The sequence below is a fragment of the Agrobacterium sp. RAC06 genome, from assembly GCF_001713475.1.
Lineage (GTDB): Bacteria > Pseudomonadota > Alphaproteobacteria > Rhizobiales > Rhizobiaceae > Allorhizobium.
The window spans coordinates 4514189-4537892 of record NZ_CP016499.1 but is presented as its reverse complement, the minus strand read 5'-3'; the positions used below and the strand labels follow the sequence as shown (position 1 = coordinate 4537892).

Here is a 23704-nt window from a genome sequence, read left to right as displayed (position 1 = left end):
CAATTTTGTCAGGCGCAATCGCGCCGCCGCCTCCCCGCGCATGCTGCGGGAAAGGCGCTCGCCGTCAGCGCGTGTAGCGGGTGAGATAGATGCCGAGAAGGATCAATGCCACACCGGCCGGCTGGCCGATATGGAACTCAGCCGTGCCGCGTGCGAGATCGATGATCAAGCCGGTGATCATCTGCCCGCCGATGATCAGAAGCCCGGATCGGGCCGCTCCGATGCGCGGAAAGACATAGGAGCTGATGACCACGAAACAGGCACCGATCACGCCACCCGTCAGATAGAAGACCGGGACATCGGCGATCAGCGGCAGGCCGATGCGGTGGAAAAGCAGCACATAGACCGTCAACAGCAGGAAGCCGGTCCAGTGGTTCCAGGCCGAGGCCGTAAACGCGCCGCGGTCCATGGTCAGCCGCCCGTTGATCGACCGGCTCATGCCGACGGCAGCACCGCCGGCGAGTGCGATGAGAACAGCGCCCAGCATTCACGCCCCCTTTGAGAAGATGAGCAGCGCGCTGCCGCCGATAACGCATGCTGTGGCCAGGAAGTCGAACCGGTTGAGCCTGCGCTTCGGCGTGCCGAACAGCCCGAACTGATCAGAAAGGAGCCCGAACAGGATCTGCCCGACAAGCAAAAGCGACAGGCCGCCGGCCAGCGCCAGTTCCGAATTGACCGCGATCGAACTCAAGGCCACCGCAAAGGCGCCGGGCGCACCGCCGAGATAGGACCAGAGGGGTGCCTTGCCATTGGCCGGAATGCGGCCCGCCCGACGCGCGACGGCACCATTGGCCACCAGCAGGAGAAAGGCGACCACGCCGCCGACGCCGTGCACCACCCAGGATGCGGTGAACGGTGTGGTCAAAGCCGCAAGACCGCTGTTGATGGTCACCATGACGGCGAGCAGGGCCCCGGCAAGGACCGCCCAGATCCAGTCGATATGTTTCAGCATGTTGCTCCTGAGTGGAACGCGAGGGCGCGCGTGAAGGTATCGGCCCGTCTGTTTGAAGTCACCGCATAGCGGCCTCGCCATCCCGCCGACAAGCCAATTCGGCAAATGAACCGATCAGCCAAATGAATGCCTGGGGGCGACCGCCTGCGACAAACGCAAAACGGGGCATCCCTGCCCCGTTTCTTGGTCTCCGGATCCGATATTCAGGGATCTCAGAACTCCGACCACTCCGCTGCAACAGCGGCATTGCCCTTGAAGGCACTGGCAAGCTTAAGACCGAGGGCGCGCGCCGGTGAGGCCTGCGGCTGGCTTGCGCCTGGCGCCGGAGCAATCCGCGGGGCGGCCATGCGCTGAGCCTCCTGGCCAAGGCGGAACTGACCGAGCAACTGCATCAGCGACGTCGCCTGCTGCGCCAGGCCATGGCAGGCGGAGGTCGACTGCTCAACCATGGACGCATTCTTCTGCGTACCTTGATCCATCTGGTTTACGGCCGAGTTGATCTCGGCCAGACCGGTCGACTGCTCGCGCGCAGACGTGACGATCGCGGCGACGTTCTGGTTGATCTCCTGCACCTGCCGGACGATGGCTTCGAGCGCCTGACCGGTCTCACCGACCAGCGTGACCCCGCTCCGGACCTGCTCGCCGGACGCCGTGATCAGTCCCTTGATCTCCTTCGCCGCATGGGCCGAACGCTGGGCCAGTTCACGCACTTCCTGGGCAACGACGGCAAAGCCCTTGCCGGCGTCTCCGGCACGCGCGGCTTCGACACCCGCGTTCAGCGCCAGAAGATTGGTCTGGAACGCAATCTCGTCGATCACACCGATGATGTTGGAGATTTCGCTCGACGACTTTTCGATCGCATGCATCGCATCCACCGCGCGACGCACGACTTCGCCCGAACGCTCGGCGCCGACCCGTGTCCGCGATACGAGCGCCCCAGCCTCCTCGGCCCGCACGGCACTGTCCTTGACCGCTGTCGTCACCTGCTCCAGCGCTGCTGCCGTTTCCTCAACGGAGGCTGCCTGCTGCTCGGTGCGCTTGGACAGGTCGTCGGCTGCTGCCAGCATTTCGCTCGCACCGGCGTCGATTGCCTGGGCATTCTCGCCGACGGCGCGCATGGCATCGCGGAGCCGTTCGACGGAGTGGTTGAAGTTCACACGCAGCGGATCGAGGTGATCGGCAAAGCGTTCGCCGATTTCGACCGCGAGGTCACCATCGGAAAGCTTTTGCAGTCCACCGGCCAGACGATCGACGGCAAACTGCACCTCGGCCGCTTCGCGCGCCTTCTGTGCTTCGCGCGTCTGGCGCTCCGTTTCGCTCATCGAACGGTTCTCCTCGGCCTGGCGCTCCAGGGCCGCACGCTCGATCGCATTGTCGCGGAAGACGGAAACGGCTGCCGCCATCTCACCGATCTCGTCCCGACGGTTCGCGAAAGGAACCTCCGTTTCGGTGTCGCCGCCGGCAAGCGTCCGCATCGAACCGGTAATCGCGGAGATGGGGCGCGCAACCCGCAGGATCGACACGACCGCTGCACCGAGCGCCATCAGCGCGGCCAGCACGAAGGCCGCCAGCGACAGGCGCATGGCAAGCGTCGCAGACGCATCGGCATCCTGACGAACCTGCACGCCGGCAGCCCGGTTGATGTCCTTGATTTCCCCCAGGCTCTGTTCCGCGGCGCTGCCGAGCGGCACCATCTGGGCCAGCGTGTCCTTCGCCTGATAGAGCTTCGAGGCCATGGCCTGTTCGACGAAGCTCTGGCCCAGGCCATTGAACTGGACGACGGTCGCCTTGAAACTGTCAAAACGCTGCCGGGCATCGGGGAGAACGATCGCGGCGTCAAACTCGGCGATCGCGGCATCCAGCCGCGTGCGCGCGGCTGCGAGATCCTCGACCAGCGTCTTCTTGTCGGCCGAGGTGGCGGCCGTCAGGATCATCAGGTTGAGACGGCGAACGTCGCCGAGGACGGAATCGATCTCGGCAATCATCATGGACCGATCGAGGCGCCCGCCCAGCGCTTCCATCTGACCACTCATGTCGGTCACGGAGCGGACGGCAATTGCACCCTGCCCGAGCGACACGATCACCATCAGACCGAAGAGAAGCGGCAGCAGAAGTTTGATCTTGAGATTTTTCACGACTGAAATCCTGGATTGAAACGGAATGAGACGACCGGGAAAAAATGCCGGCAGACTTCCATGCCAATCCGAATTCTAACAAAGCCTTACGCGCCGAAGGGCAGTTCTCGCCTCATCCACAATCCAGTGCGCAAGCACCGACAAAAAAAGAGGGGCATGTCTGCCCCTCTTCTTCGCATCCTCTGGAATGCAGTGCTTAGAACTCGGACCACTCTGCCGCCACCGCCGTGTTGCCCTTGAAGGCATTGGCGATCTTGCGGCCCAGTGCCCGTGCGGGCGAAGGCTGCGGCTGGGCGGCCGGCGTTGCCGGGGCGACCCGCGGCGATGCCTGATAGCCGCTCTCGCCCGTCTTGAACTGCGCCATCAGCTGTATCAACTGACCGGCCTGCTGAGCCAGACCATGGCTTGCAGCCGTGGACTGCTCCACCATAGCCGCGTTCTTCTGCGTGCCCTGGTCCATCTGATTGACGGCCATGTTGATTTCCTGGAGGCCGGTCGACTGCTCGCGGGTGGAGGTGACGATCGCCAGAACATTCTGGTTGATCTCCTGCACCTCGCGCACGATGGTCTCCAGCGCCCTGCCGGTTTCATCCACGAGGCTGACACCATTGCGGACCTGTTCGCCAGACGTGGTGATCAGGGCCTTGATCTCCTTCGCCGCATTGGCCGAACGCTGCGCAAGCTCACGCACTTCCTGGGCAACGACCGCAAAGCCCTTGCCGGCTTCACCGGCGCGAGCCGCTTCGACGCCGGCATTCAGCGCCAGAAGGTTGGTCTGGAACGCGATGTCGTCGATCACGCCGATGATGTTCGAGATTTCCGAAGAGGATTTCTCGATCGCCTGCATCGCAGCAACCGCACGGCGCACGACCTCGCCCGAATGCTCGGCCCCTTCCCGCGTGCGGCTGACCAGCTGGCCGGCCTCATCGGCACGCACAGCGCTGTCCTTGACGGCGGTCGTCACCTGCTCGAGTGCTGCTGCCGTCTCTTCGACGGAGGCTGCCTGCTGCTCAGTCCGCTTCGACAGATCATCGGCGGCAGCCAGCATCTCGTTGGCGCCGGCATCGATCGTCCGGGCATTTTCGCTGACGGCGCGCATTGCGTCCTTCAGGCGGGAGACGGACTGGTTGAAATTCAAACGCAGCGGATCGAGATGATCGGCAAAGCGCTCGTTGATCTGCGCGACGAGATCACCATCCGACAGACGCTTCAGACCGGAGGCAAGCTGGTCGACGGCAAACTGCACTTCGGCCGCTTCGCGAGCCTTCTGGGCTTCGCGGGCCTGTCGTTCGGTTTCGCTGAGCGAACGGTTTTCTTCCGCCTGACGCTCGAGCGCGGCACGCTCGATGGCATTGTCGCGGAACACGCTGACCGCAGCCGCCATCTCGCCGATTTCATCCTGACGACCGGCAAACGGGATCTCGGTCTGTGTGTCGCCGGAAGCAAGCGTGCGCATCGAACCGGTAATGGCCGAGATCGGACGAACGATCCGAGCAAAGCTGAAGAAGGCGGCACCGGCGGCAATCAGCGCGCTGATCAGAACGGCGGTGATCGTCGTGTTGATGGCGGTCGTGGAGACATCGTCGGCAGTCGCGATCGCCGCGTCGCTGAGTTGGATATTCGCCTTGATCGTCTCGTCCATGAGCTGAACAAGCGAGCGCGCATTCGTTGCCATGGCACCGTTGAACACGGCCTTGGCCGCAGCCTCACTGCCCGTGCGCTTCAATTCGACCATCTGCAAGGCAAGGCGATCATATTCTGCGAGCGCTGCCTTCATGCTGTCGAAACGTGCCCGGGTTGCAGGCATGGTGATCATCGGCTCATAGGCGGCGAATGCCGCATCGCGTTCCGCAAGCGCCGTCTGAGTGGCAGACACGACCGAATCCAGCTCTGCCGGTTCCGCATTCAACAGCATGGCGTAGTCTCGGCGTACCTCGGCGAAGGAGGCGTTCATGCGCGCGACGGCCAGCGTGCGCGGCAGGCGCTCACGGCCGATGACATCGACCTGCTCCTTGACGTTTCCGATGAAATTGATGGCCAGAATGCCCTGGCCAATGCCGAAGGTCAGCACCACGGCAAACAGCAACGGCAACGCGACTTTGATCTTGAGATTGGACATGAATGTCTCCGGGGGGAGGAAAAACACATTCCCAACCGGGCGTGGGAGGTCGCCAGGTGTAAGGACAAGACATCGTCCGGATAGGTCGGGATGAAATCGTTCTAGAATGCAACAAATGAATATTTTACTTAGATTGCAGACAACCTTTGATAGCGCCAAAAATGGGGGGTTTCCGAATAGCTGCAGCCAAAAAAAGGTCGGCGGCAGATTGCTCCGCCGCCGCCAGTGTTCCAGCAATCGTCTTGACCGCGCCTGCGGCGTGTTACTCGGCTGCCGTTTCCTGGACCTCGTTCGCCCCATCGGCCTGATCGGCGAGGAAACCACCGGACTGGCGGTTCCACAGATCGGCATATATGCCGCCATTCGCCACCAGCTGCTGATGCGTTCCCTCCTCGACGATCCGGCCCTTGTCGAGCACGATCAGCCGGTCCATCTGCGTCAGCGTCGACAGCCGGTGCGCAATCGCGATCACCGTCTTGTCCTCGATCAGTTTGAACAGGCTTTCCTGGATCGCCGCCTCCACTTCTGAATCGAGCGCCGAGGTCGCCTCGTCGAGCACGAGGATCGGCGCATCCTTGAGGAACACGCGGGCGATCGCGATACGCTGCCGCTGGCCGCCCGAGAGTTTCACGCCGCGCTCACCGACATGCGCGTCGAGCCCCGTCCGCTCCTGCATGTCGGATAGCCCCTGGATGAACTCCCAGGCATTGGCCCGTTTCGCCGCTTCGATGACTTCGGCATCGGTGGCGTCGGGACGACCATAGGCGATGTTGTCGCGGATCGAGCGGTGCAGAAGCGACGTATCCTGGGTCACAACGCCGACGAGTGCCCGCAGACTGTCCTGGCTGACATCAGAGATATCCTGGCCATCGACAAGGATCCTGCCCTTCTCCAGGTCGTAGAAACGCAGAAGCAGGTTCATCAGCGTCGTCTTGCCAGCACCGGAGCGCCCGACGAGGCCAACCTTCTCGCCCGCCTTGATGGTCAGAGAGAAGTCCTCGATCACGCCCTTCTGCTTGCCATAGTGGAAGCGCACGGCGTCATAGACGATCTCGCCCTTCGGTGCGGCGAGCGCCTTGGCAGCCGGCTTGTCGACGATGTCGTGGGCCTTGGTCATCATGCCCATGCCGTCATAGACGGTGCCGATGTTTTCGAAGAGGGCTGCGACCTCCCACATGATCCACTGCGACATACCGTTGATGCGCATGGAAAGCCCGATGGCAACCGCAATCGCACCGACGGTCACCGTGCCGTTCAGCCAGAACCAGATGCCGAGTGCCGCCACGAAGAACTGGACGATGGCATTGTTGATATCGACGCAGATATTGAGCAGCGAAATCTGCCGCATCTGCCGGTGCACCGTGCCGAGAAAGGCATCCATGCCCTCCTTGGCGTAGGTCTCTTCCCGGCCGGCATGCGAGAACAGCTTCACCGTCGCGATATTGGTATAGCTGTCGACGATACGGCCCGTCATCATCGAGCGGGCATCGGCCTGTTCGCTGGAAAGCTTGCGCAGCTTCGGAATGAAGTTGCGCAGGATCAGCGCGTAGATCGCCAGCCAGAGGACGAGCGGCACGCCGAGGCGCCAGTCGACGGACGCAACCAGCGCCAGCATCGAGACGAAGAAGGTCGTCGCATAGATGAAGACGTCGATGATCTTCATCACGCTTTCGCGGACAGACAGCGCCGTCTGCATCACCTTGGTCGAGACGCGACCGGCGAACTCGTTGGCGAAGAAGGTCATCGAGTGCCGGAGCAGAAAGCGGTGCATCTGCCAGCGCGCGATCATCGGGAAATTGCCGGCCAGCACCTGATGCATGGTGATCGTGTGCATCACACCGAGCACCGGCAGGCCGATCAGCAGAAGGCCCGCCATCCAGGCAAGCGTGCCGCCTTCCGTCTGCAGGAAGGTCGAACGTTCGGCCGTCGACAGCCAGTCAACGATATTGCCGAGGAACTGGTACAGGAACACTTCGGCAACCGCGATCAGGCCGGAGCACAGGCCAAGCAACGCCAGCCACCAGCCGGCGGGCTTGGTGTAGTGCCAGCAGAAGGCGACAAGGCCCTTGGGCGGCAGGACCGGGTCATCGGCCGGGTACGGATTCAGGCGGCTTTCGAACCACGAGAACATGAAACGTCTCCAGAAATGGCGCGCGCGACACCGGACGAAGGTGGCGCAAGGACGCGAATATTCAATGATTGGGGCCACTTATGGCCGCAGGATGAATCAGTTTGGGAAAAGAGGCGGAGGTGACGCCCTCAGGCGGCAACAGCCATAAATCGGGGATGGCGCGAAATACCGAATAGATCCATCGATGGCCCTCCCGCTCTAGTGTTGAAGTAGAGCTTCCTTCTATCGGCGGACAGGGGAATTTTCCAGCCGGCTTTCGCGGCGATCGAGACATTCGCCCGCAACTGTTGCACACCGATCACAGCCGGCAGTCAGCAAGACAGCGACCGCCTTGAGCAACGTGCCCCGATCGCATAAGACCGGCCAATGACCGACTTGCGCATCGCCCTTTACCAGCCAGACATTCCCGGCAACACCGGAACCATCCTCCGGCTCGCCGCCTGCCTCGGCATGAAGGTCGACATCATCGAGCCGGCCGGCTTCGTGCTCTCCGACAAGAACCTGAAGCGCGCAGGCATGGATTATCTCGCAAGCGTCGCCATGACCCGCCACGTCAACTGGGAGCGCTTCGACACCTGGCGGCTTTCGGAAGGACGCCGCCTCGTGCTCGCCTCGACCAAAGCCGCCCTGCCCTACACCGAATTCGATTACGTCGGAAATGACATCCTTCTCTTCGGGCGCGAAAGTGCCGGTGTCCCCGATCAGGTGCATGACCGGGCCGACCACCGGATCATTATCCCCATGATCGAGGGCCAGCGCTCGATCAATGTCGCGATGTCGGCGGCCATGATCACCGGGGAAGCGCTGCGCCAGACCGGCTTCTGACTCCGGATCGGCAGGAACCAGACATAGATCAAGGCGCCCACAGTCGCCCTCGCCTAGGATAGCGAGACGTTAGCGATGCGCCGCTTCAACGGCAATTGCTAATTCAACCGCATCGCGCTATGCTGCATTGCAGCAAAATAGGGAGATGGAGTCATGTTCGAGACAGCATTCGCCCTGGGTCTCACCCAGTTCGCCCGATCCTTGAGCTTCCCCGAGCGCTTGAGCCAGCGCCCGGTCCGCAACGCCGCCCTGGAGCCCTGGCGTCTCCGCAATACCGGCATGGACGCGCTCTATTATGACGTGAAGGCCCTCACAGCCGACGAGACCTTCTACATCAGTGACAGCCTGGCCTCTGAAGGCCTGATCATGATCGTTCCGCCCACAGGCGCCGGAATGCTGACGCTCTGCGACAGCGTCGAGGAATTCCGCCTGCGCGGTGGACGCGAGGTGCGCGCCATGGCAGTCGCCGGCATCGGCGGCTCGGCGATCGGTGCCGCCGCCTTCGCGCGCAACGTCGCCGACGCGATCAACGCCCCCGTGGCAGCCGTGGTGTCGGGCTACGGTCTTGGCGACATCGTCAACGAGGCCATCGGCGGCGCCTTCCTCTTCGGCTGGCTCGGCCATATCAGAAGCAATCTCGAGGTGATCGACGACGTCGTCGGTCGGCCGAAGCTCGGTGCCTATGGCAAGCGCAGCGAGGATACCGACACCAATCGCCGCACCGGCCTCGATGCCGATACGGTATCGACCTTGCTTGCCGATCCCACACTGTCCTTCACCCTGATCGCTGGCCATTCCCGCGGCAACCGCGTCATTGCCGACGCCCTCTACGCCTTGAAGGCCAGTGACCCGGGTCGGTTAGAGACGCTGGCCAACACCGCGCGGATCGTCACCTTCGGTGGCCGGATCAAGATGCCGGAAGCCTTCACCGAGGTCATCGACGTCGTCGGCGAACTCGACTGGTTCGGCGAACTGAATTCGCGTCCGAAGATTGCGACCGATATCAAGGTCTCCTTCTGCGGCCATTCGACCAACACCGACCTGCCGACGGCCTTGAAGGTCACCAAAATCATCAACGACATCCTGCGCGGTGAAGCGCCCGCTGCAGAAGCACCCGTTGAGGCGACAACCGCAACACCCGAGACGGTCGCAGCCAACCTCGTCGAAGACACCGTCGCAGAACCGGTCACCATCGAAACAGAACCGGTCGAGCCGCAAGCTCTTCCCGTGCTCGCCGTGGAGGCGCCGCTTCCAGCCGTGATCGACCTTGAACCACCAGTACCGGACGAGCCCTTGCCGGAGGCTTCGGCATCACAGGAGGCGGCAGATCCGACCGTCGAGCCTGTTGCGACAGCGGCCGCCCCGGAAAAGGACACCGACTTGCCGAAGAAGGCCGGAAAAGCCGCGACCCCCATCATGGTCCCGCTGCCGCGCGGCAAGGCAAGGCGTCCCCGCGCCAAGAGCTGAACGAGACCAGGTCAGCTGCCGAGAACAGCAAAAGGCCCGCTCAAAGCGGGCCTTTTCGATTCACAAACAGCAGCTTGAGCTCAGAGCTTCAACCACGACGTCATCGAAACATTCGCCATGTTGAGCGCGGAGGACTGCAATTGGTCCTGCACCTTCTCTGCTGTCAGCCGAACCCGCTGCTCGTTGAGTTCCGTATCGACCAGTCGGCTGACACCGAGTTCGGACATCCCCTGCAAGCCTTGCAGAAGCACGCCGCCGCCCGTCACCTGGCTGCGCGTCTTGCTCACCTCGGCGCTGGCGCTCACCATATCGATCAAGACCCGATTGAGGGTCGAGATCATCCCGTCGATCTCGTCGCTGGTCGTGCCGCTATCGAGCCTGATCTCGCGGGCCCCGGCCTCTGCCGGCTCGCGCGATTGCGCATCCATCAGGTAGTAATTGTAAGGCACGCCGCCGAGGCTGGTGCCGGCATAGGCCCGCGTCAGCACCCCATCGCGCGCCTCCTGGCGCGAGACGAGCGTCGACTTGGCAGTGTCGAAATCGACCATATTGATGGACAGGCCACCGTCATCGCCGGTGGTGACCGAGGCGAGCAGCGAGGCGACCTTGGGCCGCCCGCCGGCCTCAACCATCAGCCAGTTGTCGCCGTTGAACGTGCTGTCCTCAACCACGGCACCGAGATCGACCTTCATCTGCGAGATATCGGCATTGATCGCATTGCGATCGGCACCGATAGCCTTGGCAAGCACGAGCTTCTGCTGGATGCGTGCGACGATATCCGTCGCCTGCTCCAGGCCGAGTGCAGCCGTATCGGAGACTGCGGCCGCAATCTCGTTCGCTTCCTGCACGCTGCCAGCCGACAGGCTGCCGGGCCGCATGGTGGTGGAAATCGACCAATAGCTCGATGCAGCCGCATCTACCTCGGCGACAGGCGCTGCCACCGCGCGCGGTGCTACCCGGTCAAGGGCGGACGCGGCAGCGCTCGCCATCGAAGCCTGACTGGCAATGGATGGGTTGAACGAGGCTGCAGTCATGGGAAAACCTTGTGTCGCATGTCATGTCGATCCGAAGCCGGCATCATTCCGGCTGTATAGGGATCACCCTAGCGACGAGGCTTTGTGATTGGCTTTCGAAGATTGTTAGAATTTTAGCGAATTGAGGTTTCGCCTTCGGATCGCACCTGAGCAGGGCGCAGTCAGTCGGCCGAAGGCAGCCGGCGCATGGTGAACTCGATCTGGTCTTCGTCGAGCTGCCGCCAGCTTTCTACCTCGGTCCAGTAGGCCGCCTTCGGAAAGGCGTCGAACCACTCGCGCGCCTTGGCTCGGGCCTCTTCGCGGGTCAGACAATAGGTCTCGCGCACGAACTGCCCGCCCAGACGCCCGGCCGTTCCCGCGCGGTGATCGGCAATACGCTTCCTGAGACCTGTAAATGGCGGCGGGCCAGGTATCTTCGTCATGAAATCCCTCGCATGGACGAGAGATTAATCCACGCAAAACCGGAAGGCGAGTCGATTTTACGGGGACACCCCCGCCCCCATATGGCCGCCCGCGACTTCACCTGATATTCGTTTGCCTGAAGAAGTTGAGGGGGACGACATGGAGCGACCGGTTCTGCCGAAAGGCCTGCCAGAGGATATCGAGGAGAAGAAGGACGCCGCCCGCGCCTGGTTCGAAAGCCTGCGCGACACGATCTGCGCTTCTTTCGAGACGCTGGAAAACGAGCTCACCGGCCCGATGGCCGATCGCGAGCCGGGTCGTTTCCAGGCCAAGGACTGGCAGCGCGAAGAGGGCAAAGGCGGCGGCGGCCGCATGTCGATGATGTATGGCCGCGTCTTCGAGAAGGTCGGCGTGCACACCTCGACGGTACATGGCGAGTTTTCACCCGAGTTCCGCAAGCAGATGCCCGGCGCCGAGGAAGACCCGCGCTTCTGGGCTTCAGGCATTTCGCTGATCGCCCATCCCGTGAACCCGCATGTGCCGACGGTGCACATGAACACCCGCATGGTGGTCACATCGAGCCAGTGGTTCGGCGGCGGCGCCGACCTCACGCCCGTCCTCGACCGCCGGCGCAGCCAGGACGATCCGGACACTCGTTTGTTTCACCGCGCGATGGAAGTCACCTGCGAACGCCATCCCGCCGTCGCCGACTATCCCGCCTACAAGAAGTGGTGCGATGAATACTTCTTCCTGCCCCACCGCAACGAGGCGCGCGGCATCGGCGGCATCTTCTTCGACTGGCTGACGGCAGACGAGGACAAGGGCGGCTGGGCCGCCAACTTTGCTTTCGTCCAGGATGTCGGCCGCGCCTTCAATCTCGTCTATCCGAAGATCGTCCGGGGCAATTTCAACAATCCCTGGACGGACGAGGACCGCGAGGAGCAGCTTGTACGTCGCGGCCGCTATGTGGAGTTCAATCTGCTCTACGACCGCGGCACGATCTTCGGCCTGAAGACCGGCGGTAACGTCGAATCAATCCTCTCCTCGCTCCCGCCGCTCGTGCGCTATCCCTGATCGCACGGGTTACCGCTGTCACGGTTATCCACACGTCAACTCACGAAAAAGAATGAGCGGTGATTCCCGCCGCTTACGACAAAGTGTGTCGCGAACTTGACAGTTTGCATTGCGCTCGCGCCGGACGGGAGGCATTCTGCGGCCTCACGCAGTATCGAGGAGGAGATTGCGATGACCCCATCCAGCTCAGTATCCGTATCCCGCGTCAGTGACCCCACCGATCGTGCGCTCAAGGCACCCGAATTGATCGATCGGCTGGCGGAGCAAATGCGTCAGTCGAGTGATGTCGACTTGCCCCATTCTTATTTCGTTGAGCAGGTGCGCCTCGGTCCGGCCGGCAAGGATCTCGCCGACCGGCTTGCCGCAAACGACATCGAGACTGGCAGCCATCGGGGCAAGCGCCAGCCCGCGCGCTCCGTATTCCATGCCTGGGCCATGCCCGATTGATCAGTCCGAATCCACCGCGTCGATACCCTTGGCCCGCCTCGTGCGGGCCATTTTTTTGCCATCCGCCGAACAATCGTGGCATTCTGCGGTTACGGCAGAGTTGAGACGACGAAGGAGGAGACGATCATGAAACGCTTCGAATGCGGAACTCTTGTCCCCGGCTGCGATTGGCACACGCGGGCCGACGAGGAGGCAGAAGTCGTAAGACGGGCCGTGGAACACCTGAAGGTCACCCATGGCGAGGAGATCATCCGTCCGTCCATGGTGGACCACATCAAGGAACGGATCCGCAACGACCAGTCCCAGACGGCCTGAAACCTCAGGCGACACGGCATGAACGGCAACGGAGCCCGACAGGCGGGCTCCGTGTCCAGGACGAACCTGCGTGTCTTAGCTGCTCGGCAGCATGACCTTGTCGATCACGTGAATGACGCCGTTATCAGTGCGTATGTCGGCGGATACGACGTTTGCGCCATCGACGGTCACGCCGGCGCCAGACTTCGACACGGCGAGCGTCCGGTCGCCGCCGCTCTTGATCGTGCGGACATGGATGGTGCGGCCCGGCAGCATCGTCGAGGTCAGTTCACGACCGACGACGTGGTAGCTCAGGATCGCGACGAGCTGATCTTTGTTCTCGGGCTTGAGCAGGTTCTCGACCGTACCGGCTGGAAGCGCTGCGAAAGCCTCGTCGGTCGGTGCAAAGACCGTGAGCGGACCGCCGCCCGAAAGCGCGTCAACGAGACCGGCAGCCTGAGCGGCGGCCAAAAGAGTTTTGAAGCTGCCCGCCTGCTGGGCGGTCTCGACAATGTTGGCGGAATTCGCCGACGAAGCGGCAAAGGTCATGCCTGCGGCAAGAAATGCGACGGCAATGCGTGTCATGGAAATCCCTCCTATGAAAGGCCAGACCGACGTCATGTCGATCATCTGAAGCCGGGAGAGATACGCTCCAGGGATCGCCGCTGGATCGCGGACAAATGGACATTCTTTGTTGAGCGGGGCCTGATGAACCGAACCCGCTCTCGGGCGTATCATCCTACCTCGATGCGCCGAACTCTCAAGCTTTCGCCAGTGTCTCCAGCCGGGCCAGCAGATCTTCGCGGCTGAGATTGAACTGCGATGCGATCCAGCCTTCCTCGAGCTTGCCGAGAATTTCCCCGACCTTCGGCCCGGCAGGGATACCGGCGGCAAGCACGTCGGAGCCCTTGATCGGCAGCACCGGCCGCACAAAGCCCTCGGCACGCTTCAACAGCGAAAACAGCCGCGCACTCCGCGCCATCGCCTTCTGGTCCCCCTCTGCACGCGCACGGGCGGAGGCAAGCTCGAGCTTCAGCATCGAGATCATGCCGTCCTTGCCGAAGCGGTAGAGATCGCGGTCGAAGGCGACGTCGGTCACCGTCTCCTGCGGCTTCGGCGCCCGTGCGAACCGGTCGAGCGCCAGCGCCTCGGCATTCGACAGCCGCAATCGCTCGGACAGCGTCACCAGCCGCGCCGCATCCTTCGGCACGATAGAGCAGAGACGAAGCAACGGATCCGGATCCCAGCCGAATGCCTGTTCGGCCGCGATCAGACCGGGGATCGCATCGATCCCCCATTTCTCCGTTTCAGGCAGGATTTCGGTCAGCACGCCCGATTGGCGCATCCAGAGGAGCGCCCGCCCCGGATCCCGCGCGGACAAGAGCTTCTTGATCTCGCTCCAGACGCGCTCGGCGGAGAGCGATTTCAGCTGGCTCCGCGCCCTTGCACAGGCCTTCAACCCGTCCGCATCGGGGCGACCACTGCCGTAATGGGCGAAGAAGCGGAAGAAGCGCAGGACGCGCAGGTAGTCTTCTGCAATCCGCTGCTCGGCATCGCCGATGAAGCGCACTGTCTTCGTTTCGATGTCCTTCAGGCCGCCGACGAGATCGATCACCTCACCATCGAGACCGACGTAAAGCGCGTTGATCGTGAGATCGCGCCGGTCGGCATCCTCCTGCCAGCTTGCGCCAAAGGCGACCTGGGCATGGCGACCATTGGTCTCGACGTCACGCCGGAGCGTCGTCACCTCATAACCCTTGCCGTCAACGACCAGCGTCACAGTGCCGTGCTCGATCCCGGTCGGTACCGCCTTGATGCCTTTCGCCGCCGCCCGGCCGCTCACCTCTTCCGGCATCAACGTCGTGGCGAGGTCGATATCCCCGACATCAAGTCCCATCAGGCTGTTGCGCACCGCGCCGCCGACCACCCGTGTCACCGCGCCGCCGCTATTGAGCAACGTCATTAGTTTCTTGAGGGCAGGCTCCTGGAACCAGTCGCGATCGGCCAGATTGGTCATGCATAGAGCCTTTCATAAAGCGTCCGGATGATGCCGGCCGTAATGCCCCAGATATGCCGCTCCCGATAGGGCATCACGTAGAAATGTCTGACGGAGCCCTGCCACATCCGGCTGTCCTGGCGGTGATTGGCGGGATCCATCAGGAAGGAAAGTGGCACCTCGAAGACGCTGTCCACCTCGTCGGGATTGAGCGTCAATTCGAAGCCGGGTTGCACGACGGAAAGCACCGGCTGGATGCGGAAACCGGTTCCGGAGAGATATTGCGGCAGCCGCCCGACCGTCTCGACGAAACGACGGTCGAGGCCGATCTCTTCCTCGGCCTCGCGCAGCGCCGCTTCTTCCGGCGACGTGTCCGTCGCATCGATACCGCCGCCCGGAAAGGCGATCTGCCCGGCATGTTGCCGGAGCTTGCTGGTCCGCTGCGTCAGGATGATGCGCGCCTCGTCCGGATCGTCGATCACACCGATCAGTACCGCCGCGTCTTTCAGCTTCAACTGCTCGTATTGCAGGATGGTGTCCGGGTTCAGCGCATGGTCGCCATGGTCGCGCCAGGCATGCTCGAGCGGTGCACCCACCTGTTCCAGCGCCCGGCGGCGGAAGTCATCTGCGGTAAACGTCATTGATGTCATCGGGACAGGCGATCGAGTTCTTCGGCGGGCATGATCGGAAATACCGCGCCGCGAGAGCGCACGGCAAACATTGCCTTGCCCTCGATCTCCACCACCTCTCCCCGCTCGACGAGATCATACATGACCGCTCGCGAGACAAGCGCCTCCAGACGACCACGGACGGCCAGGTAAGGCTTGAGCTCGTGATTGTCGCCAAAGATCTCGAAGCGCAGCGGATGCTCAGGCCCCGCCTCGACCACATCGCCGACATTGGTGCGGAATGTCAGCACCGACTCACCCGCCTCTTCCGTCACGCTCATCTCGACCGCGACGAAATGGGCGTCCTGAACACGAATACCGACCTTTTCCACAGGCGTGACGAGATAGGTCTTGCCGTCCTCATCCTTGCGCAGAACCGTCGAAAACAGCCTGACGAGTGGCGCCCTACCGATCGGCGTGCCCATGTAGAACCAGGTACCGTCAGCCCTGATTTCCATGTCGAGATCCCCGCAGAACGGCGGTTCCCAGCGTTCCACCGGCGGTAGTGATGCCTTTCCGCCCGATGTTTGCGCTGACGCGCGCGAAATCAGCGCGGCGAGCCCCGCCGCATCTGTAGTCGCCTTCAGCGTATCGCCTGCCATCTTTGCGTCCCGGTTTTGTCTTTAGCTTATAACAGTCACGAGATAGTCATTCGAAACGTCCTTGTCAGCCGTCCTCTCGCCAATAAGTTAGTTTCAGTAACATGCACCTTACGCGTCCGTTCGATTCGCCGGACTCGGCCAAAACCAATTGGAGCAGACCATGGGCATGATGCCAAATCCCGATGTTGCAATGGACGAGAAAGCGATCGTCGCCGAGGCCGAGAAGGCGCTCGCAGATATCGCGGCGATCCGCCAGGAAGTGGCCAAGGTGATCTTCGGCCAGGAAAAGGTCGTCGAAAACACCCTCCTCGCCATTCTCTCAGGTGGCCATGCTCTTCTGGTCGGCGTTCCCGGTCTCGCCAAGACAAAGCTGGTGACGACGCTCGGCTCGGCCCTTGGCCTCGATGCCAACCGTATCCAGTTTACACCCGACCTGATGCCCTCTGACATCATCGGCACGGAAGTCATGGACCAGGACGAGACGGGGCGTCGCTCCTTCCGCTTCGTAAAGGGTCCGGTCTTTGCCCAGCTGCTGATGGCCGATGAGATCAACCGCGCAAGCCCGCGCACTCAGTCCGCTCTTCTGCAGTCGATGCAGGAGTACCACGTCACCATCGCCGGCCAGCCCTATCAGCTGCCCGCTCCCTTCCATGTGCTCGCGACCCAGAACCCGCTGGAGCAGGAAGGCACCTACCCCCTTCCTGAAGCACAGCTTGACCGCTTCCTGCTGCAGGTGGACGTTCTCTATCCGGAACTCGCCGCCGAACGGCAGATCCTGCTGGAGACAACTGGCGTCGGTGACCGCCGCGCCAGTGCAGTGATCAACAGCGCCCGCCTGCTGGAGATCCAGAAGCTGATCCGCCAGATGCCGGTCTCCGACACCGTCGTCGACGCCATTCTGACGCTCGTCCGCTCGGCACGTCCCGGCCACGGCAACGACACGACCGACAAGAACATCGCCTGGGGTCCGGGTCCCCGCGCCGGACAGGCCCTGATGCTCTGCGCCCGTGCCCGCGCCCTCTATGAAGGCCGCCTCGCCCCCTCCATCGACGACGTATACGCACTCGCCGAACCCGTGCTCGAACACCGCATGGCACTGACCTTTGCGGCGCGTGCCGAAGGCATGACCGTCCGCGACGTCATCGCGGGTCTCGTTTCCGACCTGCGCAAGTAAGGGAGGCCTTAACCGCGTGGCATCGATCGGCCAGATCGTCGAGCAGACAGCCGGCAGCGAAGTGCTGAAGCGCGCCCGCCAGCGCGCCGTGCTCGTGCCTGACTGCATGGTCGAGGCAAAGCGCATCGCCAATACCGTGATTGCCGGCTGGCATGGCCGCCGCAAGCGCGGCATTGGCGAAAACTTCTGGCAATTCCGCCCCTATGCAGATGGCGAGAGCTTCTCGCGCATCGATTGGCGCCGCTCTGCCCGCGACGACCACATGTATATCCGTGACCGCGAATGGGAAGCGGCCCACACGGTCTGGCTCTGGGCCGATATGTCGCCCTCAATGATGTACAAGTCGACGCTTGCCTCTGTTTCCAAGGAAAGCCGCGCGCTTGTGCTGATGCTGGCACTCGCCGAAATCCTCGCGCGCTCCGGCGAACGCATCGGTTGCCCTGGCATCATGGAGCCGATCTCCGCCCGCAACGCCGCCGAGCGTCTTGCGACCGCCATCATGCATGCGCCGCTGACCGAAGGCCTGCCCGACACCCGCATGATCCGCGGCGCAAGCGACATCGTGCTGATCGGCGACTTTCTCGACGATGCGGACCGGGTGATGGAGCGTATCACGCCGCTCGCCCGCCGCGGTCTTCGCGGCCACGTGCTCGAGGTTGCCGATCCGGCGGAAGAGACCTTCCCCTATACCGGCCGCACCGAGTTCACCGATCCCGAAACCGGCGAAAAGCTCACCTCCGGCCGCGCCGAGACCCTGCGCGAAGACTACCAGCAGGCCTATCTCGCTCGCCGAGGATCGATGTCGGATCAGCTCCGCCGCATGGGCTGGAGCTTCACCCACAACCGCACCGATCGCCTCGCCTCGGAGGCCCTCGTCGCTGTCCACATGCACCTGTCGGGCATGCCGCCCGCCGTCAACAGGAGTGCGGGCTGATGTTCGGTATGCCACTCGCCTTCGGCGCTCCCGCCATTCTTGGTGCTTTGCTTGCACTGCCCCTGATCTGGTGGCTCCTGAAGCTCACCCCGCCGCGCCCGAAGACGGAAGTCTTCCCGCCGCTGAAAATCCTGGCTGGCGTCTTGAAGCGCGAGGAAACGCCCTCGAAAAGCCCCTGGTGGCTGACCCTTCTGCGCATGCTGATGGCCGCCATCGTCATCTTTGCGCTGGCCGACCCCGTGCTCAATCCGCGCAACGCCACCCTCTCCGGCGACGGTCCTCTGCTGCTCGTCGTCGACAACGGCTGGGCAACCGTCGGCGACTGGGATCGCCGCGTCGAGACCGCGACCGCCCTGATCGGCGATGCCGCTGACCGCAGCCTGCCCGTCTCGATCGTCTTCACGGCAGAGGCAAACCATGACGCGATCCCCGGCACCGCCGCCGTGGCGCTCGAAAAACTTGCCGCCGCCACACCCCATCCGCAGCGCCCCGATCGGGCAAGGACCATCGAAGCGCTCCGCACCACCTTCTCGTCGGAACGCCCCGGCACGCTCGCCTATGTCTCCGACGGCATCGCCCGCGACGTGGAAGATCCGTTCCTCTCGGATCTCGCCAGCCTCTCGCCCGCCGAATTTCGCGTCGTCGAGGGCGATGGTGCAGCAAGCGTCGCAATCACCGGCGCAAACAACGGCTCGGATGCGCTCACCGTCACGCTCTCGCGCCTCAACGCCTCGGAACCTCGCAGCCTGATCGTTGATGCTCAGGACCGCCAGGGTCGCGTCATCGCCTCCGGTCAGGTCGATTTCGCCCCCGGCACGACGGAAGCGTCCGGCGAGATCGCAGCGCCCTTCGAACTGCGCAATGATTTCGCCCGCCTCTCGATCGCAGGCGTCGCCTCGGCCGGCGCCACCCACCTGCTCGACGACGGCTTCCGCCGCCGCAAGGTCGCGCTTGTTTCCGGCGACAGCGGTGACGGCTTCCAGCCACTCCTCTCGCCGCTCTATTACATCGAACGCGCGCTTGGTCCCTATGCCGACGTGGTCAAGCCCGGCCAGACCGACCTTGCAGTCGCCATACCTGAAATCCTCAACCAGAACCCGTCTGCCCTCGTGCTGGCCGATGTCGGACGCCTGCCGGCCGATGTTTATGATCCGCTGCAGGCCTGGATCAACCGTGGTGGCACGCTGATCCGCTTTGCCGGCCCCCGCCTTGCCGCCGCCCCCGCAGACGACCCGCTCGTGCCGGTCATCCTGCGCCAGGGCGAACGCGCGCTCGGCGGCGCACTCTCCTGGGCCGAGCCGCAGCCGCTTGCCGACTTCCCGACCTTTGGCCCCTTTGCCGGCATGCCGCGCCCCGAGGGCGTCCTCGTCAAGCGACAGGTGCTCGCCGAACCGACACCGGATCTCGCCGCCCGCACCTGGGCAAGCCTTGCCGACGGCACGCCGCTCGTCACCGTCGAGGACAACGGCGCCGGCCGCATCGTGCTCTTCCACGTCAGCGCCGAGGCCACCTGGTCGGATCTGCCGATTTCCGGCACCTTTGTCGACATGCTCCGCCGTATCGTCCAGCTCACTCGTGTCGGCGCAGCTGAGGCTCAGGCCGGCCAGGCAACCGCCCCGTCGCTTCCGCCCTTCCGTCTTCTGACCGAACGCGGCGCGCTCACCGCCGAGGCGGGCACCGCAAAGCCCCTGTCGCTCGGCCCGGACCGTCCAGAAGCCGCGACCTTCGACAATCCGCCCGGCCTCTACGGCACGGAAGACGGCTTCACGGCACTCAACCTCCTGCCATCGGATGCCACACTGCGCCCGCTCCCCTCGCCGGCAGGCCTCACCGTCGCCCGCGACCCGATGGCCGGCACGGCCGCCACCCCGCTGAAGCCCTCCCTGCTGACGCTCGCCTTCCTGCTTCTCGTCATCGACAGCCTGATCGTCCTCTTCATGGGCGGAGCCTTCTCCCGCCTGCCGAAACGCGCACCGGCTGCTGCCGCCTCAATCCTGGCGCTTGCCGTCGCACTCGCTGCGGCAACAATGCCCGGTCAGGCGCTTGCCCAGTCGACTGATGCCAAGCCCGGCGACGAGCAGATCCTTGAGCGGCTCGACAACACCCACCTCGCCTATGTCATCACCGGCGAAGCCGAGGTTGATCGCCTTTCCGAGCAGGGTCTCGCCGGCCTCACCGACTTCCTGACCTACCGCACGACGCTAGAGCCCGCTCCGCCCATAGGTGTCGACATTTCGAAGGACGAGCTTTCCTTCTACCCGATCATCTTCTGGCCGATCTCGGCCTCCGCCCCTATGCCCTCTGCCGCTGCCATCAGCCGCATCGACGCCTATATGCGCGCCGGCGGCACCGTGCTCTTCGACACGCGTGACCAGGGCTCGACGCTCGGCAACGAGGTCGGGGCCTCTCCAAACGGCGAACGCCTGCAGGCGATCCTTGCCAATATCGACATCCCGCCGCTGGAGCCGGTTCCATCAGACCACGTGCTGACGCGCGCCTTCTATCTGCTGCAGGGCTTTCCCGGCCGCTACAGCGGCAGCCCGCTCTGGGTCGAGGCCCGCCAGGAAGCGCTCTCCAGCAACAGCGGCGTCGCCTCCTCCGGCGATGGCGTGAGCCCGATCATGATCACCGGCAACGATCTCATGGGCGCCTGGGCAATCGATGCCAATGGCGCAAGCGTGCTCCCTGTCGTCCCCGCCGATGAGATGCAGCGCGAAATGTCCTTCCGCTCCGGCGTCAACATCATGATGTATATGCTGACCGGCAACTACAAGGCAGACCAGGTCCACGTGCCTGCGCTGCTCGAACGACTGGGGCAGTGAGACCATGACGCTCGAATTCGCCCCCTTCATCCCCTGGATCGCCATCGCCACCCTTGCCGTGCTGGCCGTGGCGCTGTCCGTCCTCGGTTTCCTGCGCGGCGTACGCGGCACCGCCATCCGCCTGGCCGCTTCGACCGCCGTACTTGCAGCCCTTGCCAACCCGCTCCTCCTCCAGGAAGAGCGCGATCCGCTGACGACAGTCGTGCCCGTGATCGTTGACCGCAGCCAGAGCCAGCAGATCGCCGGCCGTGTCGAGCAGACCGATCAGGCACTGCAGGGCATCCGCGACCGCCTCGGCCGCTTCCCCAATATCGAGCCGCGCATCATCGAGGTCACCGATCCCGGCGACAGCGACGCCCCGTCCACCAAGCTCTTCGAAGCGCTGGCTGCGGCAACGACGGACGTTCCGCCGGCCCGTGTCGGCGGCGCAATCTTCGTCACCGACGGCCAGGTGCATGACATCCCCGCCGAAAACCAGGCGCTCCCGTTCGATGCTCCGGTGCATTCGCTGATCACCGGCAAGGCCGACGAGTTCGATCGCCGTATCGAAGTCCTCCGCGCTCCGCGCTTCGGAATCGTCGACGAGGAACAGGAACTGACCTTCCGCGTCTTCGACGACGGCGAAGCCTCGAACCAGCCCGCGGATGTTTCGGTCAAGATGAACGGCGAAGATTTGGGGATCGTCCCGGCCGTTCCCGGCGCCGAGACCTCCTTTGCCTTCCGCGTGCCGCGCGGCGGCAACAATGTCCTCGAATTCTCCGTCGCCGCCACACCGGGCGAAGTCACTGACGTCAACAACCGCGCCATCCACCTGATCGAGGGCATCCGCCAGAACCTGCGCGTGCTGCTCGTGTCCGGCGAACCGCATGCCGGCGAGCGCGCCTGGCGCAACCTGTTGAAATCAGACGCCTCGGTCGACCTCGTCCATTTCACCATCCTGCGCCCGCCGGAAAAGCAGGACGGCACGCCGATCAACGAATTGTCGCTGATCGCCTTCCCGACCCGCGAACTCTTCGTCGAAAAGATCAATGATTTCGACCTGATCATCTTCGACCGCTACCAGCATCGCGGCGTCCTGCCGATCCTCTATTACGATTACATCGCCGAATATGTCAGGAATGGCGGCGCGCTGCTGATCGCCGCCGGCCCGGAACATGCCGGACAGGATTCGATTGCCCTCACACCGCTCGAGTCCGTGCTTCCGGCCACCCCGACCGGCGATGTCCATCAGGCCGGCTTCTATCCCCGCATCTCGGAGCAGGGCAAACGCCACCCCGTCACCCGTGGCCTCGATGGCTCCGCCGTCGAGCCGCCACAATGGGGTCGCTGGTTCCGCAGCGTCGATGTCGGCCGTACCGATGGCGAAACCGTCATGACGGGCGACGGCGACCGTCCCCTGCTCGTGCTCAATCGCGCCAATGAGGGCCGCGTCGCCATGCTGCTCTCCGATCAGGGCTGGCTCTGGGCCCGCGGCTTTGAAGGCGGCGGCCCGCATGTGTCGCTCTATCGCCGCATCGCCCACTGGCTGATGAAGGAGCCGGAGCTCGAGGAAGAGGCACTGAAGGCGCGCGCCACCGGTCGCACGCTGGAAGTGACCCGCCAGACCATCGGCGACGCCCCCGGCCCCGCGACGATCACCACGCCCTCAGGCGAAACGATTGCGTTGAACCTAAACGAGATCCAGCCCGGCCTCTATCGCGGCGAACGCCGCATGACCGAGACCGGCCTGTTCACCATCACCAATGGAGACTTCTCGAGCCTCGTCCATGTCGGCGCCGTCGACTCCCCCGAATTCCGCGCGATGATCTCCAGCACGAACACGCTGTCGCCGATCAGCGAGGAAACCCGCGGCCTGACCGCCCGCCTCGACGACGGCGACGCTTCCGTCCGCATCCCCGACATCCTGCCGGTGCGCGGCGAAGTCCGCGTCGCCGACGACCGCCGCATGCTGATCAAGCTGACGGACGAAACGGTGCTCAAGGGCGTCAACACAATGCCCCTGTTTGCCGGTTTTGCTGGCTTGGGGATCTTGCTGTTGGCAGTCTCGGCCATGTGGTGGCGCGAGGGGCGGTAATGCCGCGACCTTCCGTGACGCCGCATCCAGCCGACACGCCTATTCCGGCTGCTTTGGATAGTGACGGTATACCAGATCGCCCGGCGACGGCCGTGCCGCTCGCTGGTCCAGCTCGGCACCAAGCCGTGTGGCGAGGCCGGCAGATCTGACATTGTCAGGATCGACATAGCTGACGAGGCTCGGCAACTGCCGCACTTCTCTCGCCCAATGGAGCAGCGCTTCAGCCGCCTCATGGGCATAGCCCCTGCCTTCAAATTGAGGATATACGAACCATCCCAACTCGAACTCCGGGAACAGCGGCCCCGCATTGATCCCCACCTGTCCCACACAGGCACCGGTCGTTGTTTCATCGATCATCAGCGCCCCGCAACCAAACAGATCCCATTGCGCATGGTCGCTGCAGAACATGCCCCAGGCTGCAGCATCCAGGAAAGGGCCACCCATGAATTGCGCCCGTTCCGACGCCATCAGCTGCTTGTACGAAGGCCAGTCCTCCTTGCGCATGGCGCGTAGAACGAGGCGACCTGTTGTGAATGTCGGTATCGGATGCATCG

At 63.6% G+C, this 23704-nt stretch carries 21 protein-coding genes; 9 read left to right on the top strand and 12 right to left on the bottom strand.

Features of this window, described 5'->3' with window-relative positions:
* Positions 1-64: 64 nt before the first annotated feature.
* The 5 genes from BSY240_RS21490 to BSY240_RS21470 all read right to left on the bottom strand — a co-directional run bounded on the left by BSY240_RS21490 (position 65) and on the right by BSY240_RS21470 (position 7337).
* Positions 65-487: a DMT family transporter gene (locus BSY240_RS21490; protein ID WP_069043686.1), complete on the bottom strand. Its 423-nt coding sequence runs from the start codon at positions 485-487 to the stop codon at positions 65-67.
* Positions 488-952 (bottom strand): DMT family transporter, encoded by a 465-nt coding sequence (locus tag BSY240_RS21485; protein ID WP_069043685.1) that lies wholly within the window; start codon positions 950-952, stop codon positions 488-490. It abuts the gene before it with no gap.
* A gap of 212 nt (positions 953-1164) precedes the next feature.
* Positions 1165-3087, bottom strand: a complete 1923-nt coding sequence (locus tag BSY240_RS21480) for a methyl-accepting chemotaxis protein (RefSeq protein ID WP_069043684.1) — start codon at positions 3085-3087, stop codon at positions 1165-1167.
* Between the two features lie 196 nt (positions 3088-3283).
* The gene (locus BSY240_RS21475) at positions 3284-5206 is read right to left on the bottom strand and encodes a HAMP domain-containing methyl-accepting chemotaxis protein (RefSeq protein ID WP_069043683.1); all 1923 of its coding nucleotides are present in this window, start codon (positions 5204-5206) and stop codon (positions 3284-3286) included.
* Between the two features lie 262 nt (positions 5207-5468).
* Entirely contained in the window at positions 5469-7337 is a 1869-nt protein-coding gene (locus tag BSY240_RS21470; RefSeq protein ID WP_069043682.1) for an ABC transporter ATP-binding protein, read from the bottom strand.
* Positions 7338-7703: 366 nt separating this feature from the next.
* On the opposite strand from BSY240_RS21470, the gene BSY240_RS21465 reads away from it, so the two are divergent.
* Complete coding sequence (locus BSY240_RS21465) at positions 7704-8162, top strand: tRNA (cytidine(34)-2'-O)-methyltransferase (protein WP_069043681.1); 459 nt, start codon at positions 7704-7706, stop codon at positions 8160-8162.
* A 153-nt stretch (positions 8163-8315) separates the two neighbouring features.
* Positions 8316-9629, top strand: a complete 1314-nt coding sequence (locus BSY240_RS21460; protein ID WP_069043680.1) for a cell envelope biogenesis protein OmpA — start codon at positions 8316-8318, stop codon at positions 9627-9629.
* An 80-nt stretch (positions 9630-9709) separates the two neighbouring features.
* Here the strand turns inward: BSY240_RS21460 and BSY240_RS21455 are convergent, their stop codons facing one another.
* Together BSY240_RS21455 and BSY240_RS21450 are read right to left on the bottom strand one after the other, a co-directional pair.
* A complete protein-coding gene (locus BSY240_RS21455) occupies positions 9710-10663 on the bottom strand; it encodes a flagellin N-terminal helical domain-containing protein (RefSeq protein WP_069043679.1) in 954 nt (317 codons plus the stop codon).
* 161 nt (positions 10664-10824) lie between these two features.
* Positions 10825-11085, bottom strand: coding sequence for a hypothetical protein (locus tag BSY240_RS21450; protein ID WP_054151479.1), 261 nt, complete (start codon positions 11083-11085; stop codon positions 10825-10827).
* Positions 11086-11224: 139 nt separating this feature from the next.
* Here BSY240_RS21450 and hemF point away from each other — a divergent pair, with 139 nt between their 5' ends.
* The 3 genes from hemF (at position 11225) to BSY240_RS21435 (ending at position 12901) form a co-directional block, all read left to right on the top strand.
* Positions 11225-12139 carry an oxygen-dependent coproporphyrinogen oxidase gene (hemF, locus tag BSY240_RS21445; protein ID WP_069043678.1) on the top strand — a complete coding sequence of 305 codons (915 nt, stop codon included), beginning with the start codon at positions 11225-11227 and terminating at the stop codon, positions 12137-12139.
* A 171-nt stretch (positions 12140-12310) separates the two neighbouring features.
* Entirely contained in the window at positions 12311-12586 is a 276-nt protein-coding gene (locus BSY240_RS21440) for a hypothetical protein (protein WP_069043677.1), read from the top strand.
* Between the two features lie 126 nt (positions 12587-12712).
* On the top strand, positions 12713-12901 hold the full coding sequence (locus tag BSY240_RS21435; protein WP_054151476.1) for a DUF1059 domain-containing protein: 189 nt from the start codon (positions 12713-12715) through the stop codon (positions 12899-12901).
* 75 nt (positions 12902-12976) lie between these two features.
* On the opposite strand, the gene BSY240_RS21430 is transcribed toward BSY240_RS21435, so the two are convergent.
* The 4 genes from BSY240_RS21430 to BSY240_RS21415 form a co-directional block, all read right to left on the bottom strand.
* A complete protein-coding gene (locus BSY240_RS21430) occupies positions 12977-13465 on the bottom strand; it encodes a fasciclin domain-containing protein (RefSeq protein WP_069044089.1) in 489 nt (162 codons plus the stop codon).
* A 175-nt stretch (positions 13466-13640) separates the two neighbouring features.
* Positions 13641-14897, bottom strand: a complete 1257-nt coding sequence (locus BSY240_RS21425) for a CCA tRNA nucleotidyltransferase (RefSeq protein ID WP_069043676.1) — start codon at positions 14895-14897, stop codon at positions 13641-13643.
* Positions 14894-15526, bottom strand: coding sequence for a CoA pyrophosphatase (locus BSY240_RS21420; RefSeq protein WP_069043675.1), 633 nt, complete (start codon positions 15524-15526; stop codon positions 14894-14896). The genes BSY240_RS21425 and BSY240_RS21420 overlap by 4 nt, the downstream gene beginning before the upstream one ends.
* Positions 15523-16146 (bottom strand): DUF1285 domain-containing protein, encoded by a 624-nt coding sequence (locus BSY240_RS21415; protein WP_069043674.1) that lies wholly within the window; start codon positions 16144-16146, stop codon positions 15523-15525. Before BSY240_RS21415 ends, BSY240_RS21420 begins: the two co-directional genes overlap by 4 nt.
* Before the next feature lie 160 nt (positions 16147-16306).
* Here BSY240_RS21415 and BSY240_RS21410 point away from each other — a divergent pair, with 160 nt between their 5' ends.
* From BSY240_RS21410 to BSY240_RS21395, 4 genes are read left to right on the top strand one after another with little or no spacing between them, the layout of a single operon-like run.
* Positions 16307-17320 carry an AAA family ATPase gene (locus BSY240_RS21410; protein WP_069043673.1) on the top strand — a complete coding sequence of 338 codons (1014 nt, stop codon included), beginning with the start codon at positions 16307-16309 and terminating at the stop codon, positions 17318-17320.
* A gap of 16 nt (positions 17321-17336) precedes the next feature.
* Entirely contained in the window at positions 17337-18254 is a 918-nt protein-coding gene (locus BSY240_RS21405) for a DUF58 domain-containing protein (RefSeq protein ID WP_054151470.1), read from the top strand.
* The gene (locus BSY240_RS21400) at positions 18254-21076 is read left to right on the top strand and encodes a DUF4159 domain-containing protein (RefSeq protein ID WP_069043672.1); all 2823 of its coding nucleotides are present in this window, start codon (positions 18254-18256) and stop codon (positions 21074-21076) included. Before BSY240_RS21405 ends, BSY240_RS21400 begins: the two co-directional genes overlap by 1 nt.
* Before the next feature lie 4 nt (positions 21077-21080).
* Positions 21081-23150 (top strand): hypothetical protein, encoded by a 2070-nt coding sequence (locus BSY240_RS21395; RefSeq protein ID WP_069043671.1) that lies wholly within the window; start codon positions 21081-21083, stop codon positions 23148-23150.
* Positions 23151-23189: 39 nt separating this feature from the next.
* Here the strand turns inward: BSY240_RS21395 and BSY240_RS21390 are convergent, their stop codons facing one another.
* Positions 23190-23702 carry a GNAT family N-acetyltransferase gene (locus tag BSY240_RS21390; RefSeq protein ID WP_054151467.1) on the bottom strand — a complete coding sequence of 171 codons (513 nt, stop codon included), beginning with the start codon at positions 23700-23702 and terminating at the stop codon, positions 23190-23192.
* Between the last annotated feature and the right edge of the window lie 2 nt (positions 23703-23704).